Below are 7053 nucleotides of genomic sequence, written 5' to 3'. Positions count from 1 at the left end.
CGAGAGAATTCAGAGATGGAATCTTGCTAGAGAGAGTGAGGATCGAGATCACTGGGTGGATAGATCCAACCCCTTGCCGACGAAGAGCGAGATAATCGCGTCTCCAGAGATCGTGACCCCCGTGCTGTCATCGGATTCAACAGATCAGTTGATCCAGAAACAAGCGATCTACTTCATACACAACTTGAACCGACAACAAATAACGCTCTCGCGGATCGGTTTTTCGCTGATCTCCGTGACAAACACGACATTGATGACGCAGCTGTTCTCGTAGATGGATCAGCTTCACTTCAGCGAGCCTGTCGCAAACATGACCTCGATTTCAGATACGAACGACATGGAAATCGGAACAGCGTCAAACGTGTCTTTCGTGAGATAAAACGTCGAACTACCTGTTTCTCAAACTGTTTCAGCAACGCCGAAGCAGAAACTGCTGACGAGTGGCTCAGATCGTTCGCTTTCGCATGGAATCAGCTTATCTGAACACTACGTCTTGACCACCCCAGTACCTCTTCACGCACACTGGGGACTTAGCAGGCGTTCATCCCATCAGAGCCGTTTAGTCGGTCTCTTCGGGCTGGAAGATGTCCTCGATGTGGCACTCGAAGTGAGCCGCGAGCTTGAACGCGAGGTCGAGCGATGGGTCGTATCGATCGCGCTCGATAGCGTTAATGGTCTGTCGAGTGACGCCGACTACCTCGGCTAACTCACCTTGACTGAGCCCCTCTGCCTCACGTCGCCGTGGAAGATCATTCTCCATTATGGTTACCGCCGCTTGACGATTCCGTAGGCGACACCCCACAGTAGAAAGAGTCCCGAAGCAAGCAGTATCGCACCGGTCACTTCTGGTGGCGGATCGATACGTCCCGCGGCTTCAAGCACGTAGATGGCGGGGATGACAGAGAGTCCGAGCACGAACAAGACGCCGAGCGTCAAGCCGCTTGCACGGTTGTACAGTTCCGTGTCGCGCTCGTCTTGGAGCGGTACGTCGGTCAGTTTCGGGGCGAGGAACGTGATTCCACTACCAATCCACGCACCCCCACAGTAGATGATTGTTCCGAGGAGTTCTCGTCCCGTGACCATTCCAGCAAGTAATCCGACGATTGCTATAGCGAAGATGGCGTACACGACGCGGTAGTACACACGCCGGGCTTGCCCTGATTCATCTGTTCCGGGGGTTAGTGTGTCAAGCATCCTTTACAGTAAAGAATACTTTACACTATATAAAAACTTTGCTTACAGGATTGCAATATTCAGGCCCGTGTGCTGCGAGGAGACACTAACCGGCCAGTCGTTCTCGAACATGAAGACTAGCAGCTAAACTGACTCGTAAGGTGGAAGCTATGGTTCTACTGCCGAAAGATGGTAGGTGTCTTGTCACCCGATCCGGACCCACAGCAAATTCCAATACTGTAGGAGCCAGTACAAGACGCTTGTCGCGCCAACAACCGCCGAGTAGTGTACACGAGTGACCAGCGACCAGTCGTCGCGGAGCCACGCACGAGCCGCGTAGCCGACTGCGCCAGCGGTAGCGAGGACTCCCAGTGTCGGCACGATGAACACGACATCGAACCACGCGGGCGGACGATTGAACAGCGTCGGCCTGTCCATTGATGTCACGGCGACGGAGACACCGATGAAGACGAGAACGAACAGCAAGAGCCCGGCAAGGCCTGCGCCAGCTACCCATCGAGCGCGAGTAACGGATTGTGGTGGTGACTCACCACCGCGATACCAACGCCACCCACGGCCTGCCGGCCACCCCACCAACCCAGTCAGTACGATGACCGAAGCCGCTACCGTTAGCCACCCCTGTACTGACAACTGCTCGTGGTAGCCGATCTGCTCGTACGCGCTCAATCCGTTCAGTAGGTGGGTCACTTCACCATCCGCCTCACGGAACAGCAACGTCGAGTCTTCCTCGACGTGCTCGAAGACGAGCGGTTCAACTTCGACCCATTCGTCAGTCCTGTCTCCCTGTTCAGTCACAAGCCGCCCGTCATCAGCAATTCGGACATCGACTGGTTGGCCCGTGAGCAGGCCGTAGACGAGCTTCTCGGCACTGACGGTGTCGGTCGTGTTCACCGACCGGTACCGGCCTTCGAGTTCGTCGGCACGCTCGGGTATCCCGTCAGGCGTCCGTTGTGCTCCGCTCGAATCGACGGGTGCGAACTGGTCGAGTAGAGTGTCGACGACTTCCTGCTTCGCGCTGGATGCTTCGTTGCCGTGGGCGACGACGAAGAGGCCGACATCTTCCTCTGGAATCAGTGCGAACTCAGTGGCGAACTGTGGGACACTGCCGCCGTGACGCACTAGTCGAGTATCACCACGCGATCGCTCGAAGAATCCGAACGCCATCCCATCGACCCGTTCGTGCGGGGTGAACCACTGTTGGTGCATCGAGTCGACCGCGCTCTCCGAGAGAATCCGTTCGCCGTCGACGACACCACTGTGTAGATGTGCTTGGAGCAACCGCGCCATGTCTGCCCCGGTCGTGTGAAGCCCAGATGCGGGCGACACGTCGGAGTAGAAACTCACAACGTCTTCGACGGCCGTACCCTCGGCGGGCACGAGATTGGGCGGGGCGGGTTGGAACGTGCTGTTCGACATGCCTAGCGGCGCGAACAGGTTATCCGTGACGAACGACCCGAAGCGTTGTCCTGAAATGTCCGCGATCAGCTGTCCGGTGAGTGCGGCGGCATAGTTGGTGTACTGGTGGAGTTCGCCGGGCGGGCGGACACGCGCGGGTACGTCCGTTGACACCGACTCAGCGAGCGGCCGGATGTACTCTGGCTTGCGTGCCGAGTCGCCTCGTCCACGGACTTCGAATCCCGGCGTGTGGGTGGCGAGGTGTTCAAGCGTGATCGGTTCATCGTACGTTTCGGGAAGATCGACGGTTTCGAGGTGGTCATCTACCGGTGCGTCTGGTGTGATGTCCCCGCGATCAACGACCTGCATCGCAGCCGTCCAGGTGGCGACCTTTGAGACGGAACCGACGCGAAAGAGCGTCTCACCTGCTCGAACCGGGACATCCTCGCTTCGAAAGGCGTGGCCGTAGCCGCTCGTGTGAACCTCATCGCCGTCGACGACGGCGACCGTCAACCCACCCGCATCATGGTCAGCTAACGCACGGGTGGCCGCGTCGTCGATGAACGTATCCACGCTGGTCGTCTGAGCCGGTTCGGTCGAACCACTGGCGAGACTGCTGGCCGCAACGGCGGTACCAGCGCCAACGGCCGCGGACCGCGACAGGAATCCGCGTCGTGAGAGTGTGGAGGGCATCGGTGGGAGCGTGTGAAAGACAGTTCACGCCGTGAAAGGCGGGACAAATCGTCTGAGTGGCGTGTACCAGCGTTGCTCTGGTGAAGGCGGACAACCGGCTATCGCGGATCGAGACGGCCACAATGCCGTATGTGATCTGGCAGCCACACCGTGGGTCCGCTTTCGCTCCTTCGTCACGGGTATATTGGTGTCAAGCACGCTTTACAGTAAAGCTCGCTTTCCATTCAATATGAATCTTTCCTTTCAGGATCGGTATCAGATTGAGCCAACGAGGGTGAGAGATCCAAGCGCAACCGCTAATCCCAGTGCTGCGACGACGAGGTCGATTCCCCATCGAAGCAACCAGTCCCGTACCCGTGTTCCCTCTGGTCGGATCCCAAACCGGACCGACAAGTGTCGAACGATCACGACCCAAGTGACGAGGACGAACCCGAACAGAAACGGCCACACCTCAATTCCGAGGCGAACCTGTACGACGTAGACTGGGAGTACGCCGATCAAAACCGGTGTTATTTCGATCCGAGCAGCAGCACGGAGTGGCCGGCGCTCCGGCGTCGGACGATCGCCAGGCGTCAATTCAGGGACTGACACGCCACACGATCGAAAGCTGGCCACAATTTCGCTCACCCGCCCGCGCGGTACGAGAAGGCCTTCCGGTTTCGTGACAGTAGTGGTCCGATAGCAGAGTCGAACGGCAACGATCGGGCCGAGTGGAATCAATTGAAGCGCGTCCACCGTGTTGAGGTCGACCGTCCGTTCGCCAGTACCGGTGGCCGCTGCAAACTGTGTAGTCTCTGGATCGTCGAATTCAGGCCTGATCGTTAATGTGCGCTTCTCGAGATCGAGCCGGTACTGGTGTGTCTTGAATCCCGCACTCGAAAACCACACCATCAACCACAGGCACGCACAGACGATCACGTACGCGATAGCCGCCCGGGGGCCGAAGACGGTTATTGAGCCGAGAACCGCAAGCGGTAGCACGATGAAAAGGCAAACCCAGATCACAGGATGCATCGTGACGATGAACGCCGCCATCCGGTGCGGAAGCCGATGAATACCGTGTAGGTTCGTCTCCCAACTATGACCAGAATCTACCCGCTCGGTGTTCGTGGAGGGCATATCGGACTACTCAGGGGACATCGAGTTAGAAGTAGTGGTACAGTTACTATTTCGCCGTCCCCTAGCGATTAAGAGATTCTTCATCCCTAGAGCTATCTGTCAACAATATGTTCGATACAGACAAGCGTACGTATTTTATTGCTGTTGGAACGTTTACATTCGTCGTTGCAGCGGTCACTGCCATCGAATCGATGAGCAGACAGTTCCAGTCCGTTGACCCGGCATTGACGTTTGTCGGAGCGATAGTGAGTGCTGTTCTCGTTACAGCGGTGGTAGAAAGAGGTTGACAGCAATACTCCGATGCGTCGTTGTAGATAGAGGGGTAGCACAACAGAAGATAATATGTGAATTGTGTTACAATCTGCCACGCTGGGCAGTGTTCAGATAAGAATGCCGTTGTTGGTGAACCTCAGCATTCAGCTCAACCTTGCTAGGCTATTTTTCTGAATACTGTCTTACTATTGAAACATTAGATGTTGAGCGAGCTTTATCCACCGTTCACAACTGGGCTCACAAGGCAGATCTACAGTCGGAAGTGGGTCAGCCGGCTCTGTTGAAATCCTTTTCTTCTAATATTCATCCGTCTGAAACAGCCGGTCACTGAGGAGTGCAAATTGAGCGTTGGTCACGTTTTATTACAACTGCTGAGAGAAACAGGATGAATTATGTGAAGTAACACGTAACCCATCAGAAAGTGAGAGCTCTCAACAGAGACGAGATTGACAAAATTCTCGTACGAAGAGGTATCGGTGTCCTTGCGATGGTTGATGATAGACAACCATATGCGATTCCCATGTCGTTCGGATACGATGCTAACCAGATGGTGTTTCCGATGCAGTGGGGTGGCGGAGATCACAGCCGAAAAAGTCAGACAATCCACTCAAATCCGCGCGTTTGTCTTACCGTATATGAGCAGGACACAAACGATGCGGCCATCTGGCGAAGCGTCGTCATTACGGGTAAAATCTACGAGATAGATGAAGCCAACAGAGAGCGTGCCTATGCAAGCTTGGCTGCCAATGCAGAATTTCCTCCTGACTTCGGAGTATGGGGAGTTCCATTTGATGAAGTTGAGTTCCGACTCTTTGGATTAGATACCAAGAACTGCACAGGACGCGAATTTGCAACGAAACATACTCCTTCCGAAGAGTAAAGCTACAGAGACCACCGAAGTTAAACTCGGATAGGCACAATAGACGTACCCTATACTGACTACAGCTAGTCAGAATATGTCAATTTTCGAGTATTTCAACAGAGCCGGTCAGTCCGAAACACGTTGCGGTTGACGAGACCGTGATCCAACTCGGCTATGAGCGGTATTGGCTGTACGCCGCGATCGACCCAGAGACAAACAAATTACTATCAGATCCTCGATTCGAATAGATAACTTCGAGATTCGTTTGAGCCAATAGAGCGAATATATGCTTCTTTTTTGAATTAGTCAGTATGGATCCAGATTGGTTGTTCGACGAGAATTTGCCAACGTATGTGTATGCGCTTTTCGGCGGCGTGGTCGGTATTCTGATAGTGACTGCACATAATCTGTTCATCAGAGCAGAATCGTATTATCACCTCTCCGGAGTGATTGTCAGCAGTGGATTCGCCGAGCTTCTCGCCGCGAACGGATCAGGGCATTTCAAACGAGCCGGAATAGGTGCCGTCATCCTCGGAACGGTTCCCGCCTTTGCGTGGTCACCTGACTTTCTCCGGGGCTGGTTTATTACCTCGGCTTCCGAAGGTGGGCAGGCATTTGCGGTTGTGCTTCTATGTCTTCTTACTCTTGCCACCGGTATTTTGGGAGCCCTGCTCGGCGTATTCGGTGGTTTCTTCGGCGGATGGAACGCTAAGAAGATCAATCCAGAGATCAGTGGATGAGTTTTCAAAAATAGGTTCCAAGACTCATTCCGATTGCAGTACCGGCAGCGATCTTCGCACAGGTTTGCCAAGACTGCGAGCTGAAACCATAGAAGAGGAATTCAACGGGGACTGACCCGAACGCCGCCGCAGTCCAATCTGGAACATGCTGAGATGGATTCACCCAGAGGTAGAGTACAGTAATAACGACACCCCCAACGAAGGCTAAGATACGATCCCACTGAAACTCGGACCAGTTTGGCCCGTCATATGGTGTATTTCTTTCGAGCAGGTCACGCTTTGAGGGCATGCTTAGAACCCCGTTTTCTTACACATGCATTTCATGTGGCACATCAGTTGGTATCGTGCAAATGGTATCTCAACTCTCTGAGCGACTTCTATCGATCGCCGGCTGTGCGAAGCCGATCGATTCGGTCCCCGAGAGCGACCGTGATGGAGAGCGGGTTCGGGATCCACCTTCGTGTTGGTTCCAAGGCGTGCACGTCTGCGTACGCGGTAAGCGCATCAGCGACGGTCGTCTTCCCGACCTGTTCGGCAGCGTACTCGTCAGCGGCGCGGATTCGTCGACGGCCAAGCCCAAACCCGATAAGAACCACTCCAAGTGAAAGTCCGAGCAACGGCCACCGTGGTCCGATACCCATGACTGACGCGATGAGTGCGACACTCGCAACGAGGACAGTACCAAGCCTGATCTCGAAAACGTGGGTCCGACGTTTCCCTGCCTCGATTGCAAGCAGCGCGGTGGCTGTCTCATCGTCGACGCTCTTGTGTAGCACA

The 7053-nt window shown here is 54.9% G+C and carries 7 protein-coding genes and 4 pseudogenes; 6 read left to right on the top strand and 5 right to left on the bottom strand.

Annotated elements, in window-relative coordinates:
- Nucleotides 1–144: 144 nt before the first annotated feature.
- Nucleotides 145–483: pseudogene (locus DJ69_RS05410) on the top strand (IS6 family transposase); the annotation flags it as partial.
- 76 nt (nt 484–559) lie between these two features.
- Here DJ69_RS05410 and DJ69_RS05405 read toward each other — a convergent pair.
- From DJ69_RS05405 to DJ69_RS05390, 4 genes are all read right to left on the bottom strand, one after another.
- On the bottom strand, nt 560–760 hold the full coding sequence (locus tag DJ69_RS05405; protein WP_099254662.1) for a helix-turn-helix transcriptional regulator: 201 nt from the start codon (nt 758–760) through the stop codon (nt 560–562).
- Between the two features lie 5 nt (nt 761–765).
- Nucleotides 766–1194: a DUF2178 domain-containing protein gene (locus tag DJ69_RS05400; RefSeq protein WP_099254661.1), complete on the bottom strand. Its 429-nt coding sequence runs from the start codon at nt 1192–1194 to the stop codon at nt 766–768.
- A 183-nt stretch (nt 1195–1377) separates the two neighbouring features.
- A complete protein-coding gene (locus DJ69_RS05395) occupies nt 1378–3162 on the bottom strand; it encodes a serine hydrolase domain-containing protein (protein ID WP_099254663.1) in 1785 nt (594 codons plus the stop codon).
- A 375-nt stretch (nt 3163–3537) separates the two neighbouring features.
- The gene (locus DJ69_RS05390; RefSeq protein WP_245851530.1) at nt 3538–4317 is read right to left on the bottom strand and encodes a hypothetical protein; all 780 of its coding nucleotides are present in this window, start codon (nt 4315–4317) and stop codon (nt 3538–3540) included.
- A gap of 191 nt (nt 4318–4508) precedes the next feature.
- Here DJ69_RS05390 and DJ69_RS17790 point away from each other — a divergent pair, with 191 nt between their 5' ends.
- The 5 genes and pseudogenes from DJ69_RS17790 to DJ69_RS17785 all read left to right on the top strand — a co-directional run bounded on the left by DJ69_RS17790 (nt 4509) and on the right by DJ69_RS17785 (nt 6276).
- Nucleotides 4509–4688: a hypothetical protein gene (locus DJ69_RS17790; RefSeq protein ID WP_144050390.1), complete on the top strand. Its 180-nt coding sequence runs from the start codon at nt 4509–4511 to the stop codon at nt 4686–4688.
- A gap of 109 nt (nt 4689–4797) precedes the next feature.
- A pseudogene (locus tag DJ69_RS18785) lies at nt 4798–4945 on the top strand (IS6 family transposase); the annotation flags it as partial.
- 150 nt (nt 4946–5095) lie between these two features.
- Complete coding sequence (locus tag DJ69_RS05385; RefSeq protein ID WP_099254659.1) at nt 5096–5554, top strand: pyridoxamine 5'-phosphate oxidase family protein; 459 nt, start codon at nt 5096–5098, stop codon at nt 5552–5554.
- A gap of 110 nt (nt 5555–5664) precedes the next feature.
- A pseudogene (locus tag DJ69_RS05380) lies at nt 5665–5763 on the top strand (IS6 family transposase); the annotation flags it as partial.
- An 84-nt stretch (nt 5764–5847) separates the two neighbouring features.
- Nucleotides 5848–6276, top strand: a complete 429-nt coding sequence (locus DJ69_RS17785; RefSeq protein WP_144050389.1) for a DUF5518 domain-containing protein — start codon at nt 5848–5850, stop codon at nt 6274–6276.
- A gap of 377 nt (nt 6277–6653) precedes the next feature.
- On the opposite strand, the pseudogene DJ69_RS05375 reads toward DJ69_RS17785, so the two are convergent.
- A pseudogene (locus DJ69_RS05375) lies at nt 6654–7053 on the bottom strand (peptidase); the annotation flags it as partial.

The sequence above is a fragment of the Halorubrum persicum genome (assembly GCF_002727125.1).
GTDB lineage: Archaea > Halobacteriota > Halobacteria > Halobacteriales > Haloferacaceae > Halorubrum > Halorubrum persicum.
This window is presented reverse-complemented; position numbering and strand designations above follow the sequence as displayed.

Bases quoted from the DNA above. Each gene is read 5' to 3' on its own strand.
- DJ69_RS05405 (WP_099254662.1), bottom strand. From the start codon at position 760: ATGGAGAATGATCTTCCACGGCGACGTGAGGCAGAGGGGCTCAGTCAA.
- DJ69_RS05400 (WP_099254661.1), bottom strand. From the start codon at position 1,194: ATGCTTGACACACTAACCCCCGGAACAGATGAATCAGGGCAAGCCCGG.
- DJ69_RS05390 (WP_245851530.1), bottom strand. From the start codon at position 4,317: ATGGCGGCGTTCATCGTCACGATGCATCCTGTGATCTGGGTTTGCCTT.
- DJ69_RS17790 (WP_144050390.1), top strand. From the start codon at position 4,509: ATGTTCGATACAGACAAGCGTACGTATTTTATTGCTGTTGGAACGTTT.
- DJ69_RS17785 (WP_144050389.1), top strand. From the start codon at position 5,848: ATGGATCCAGATTGGTTGTTCGACGAGAATTTGCCAACGTATGTGTAT.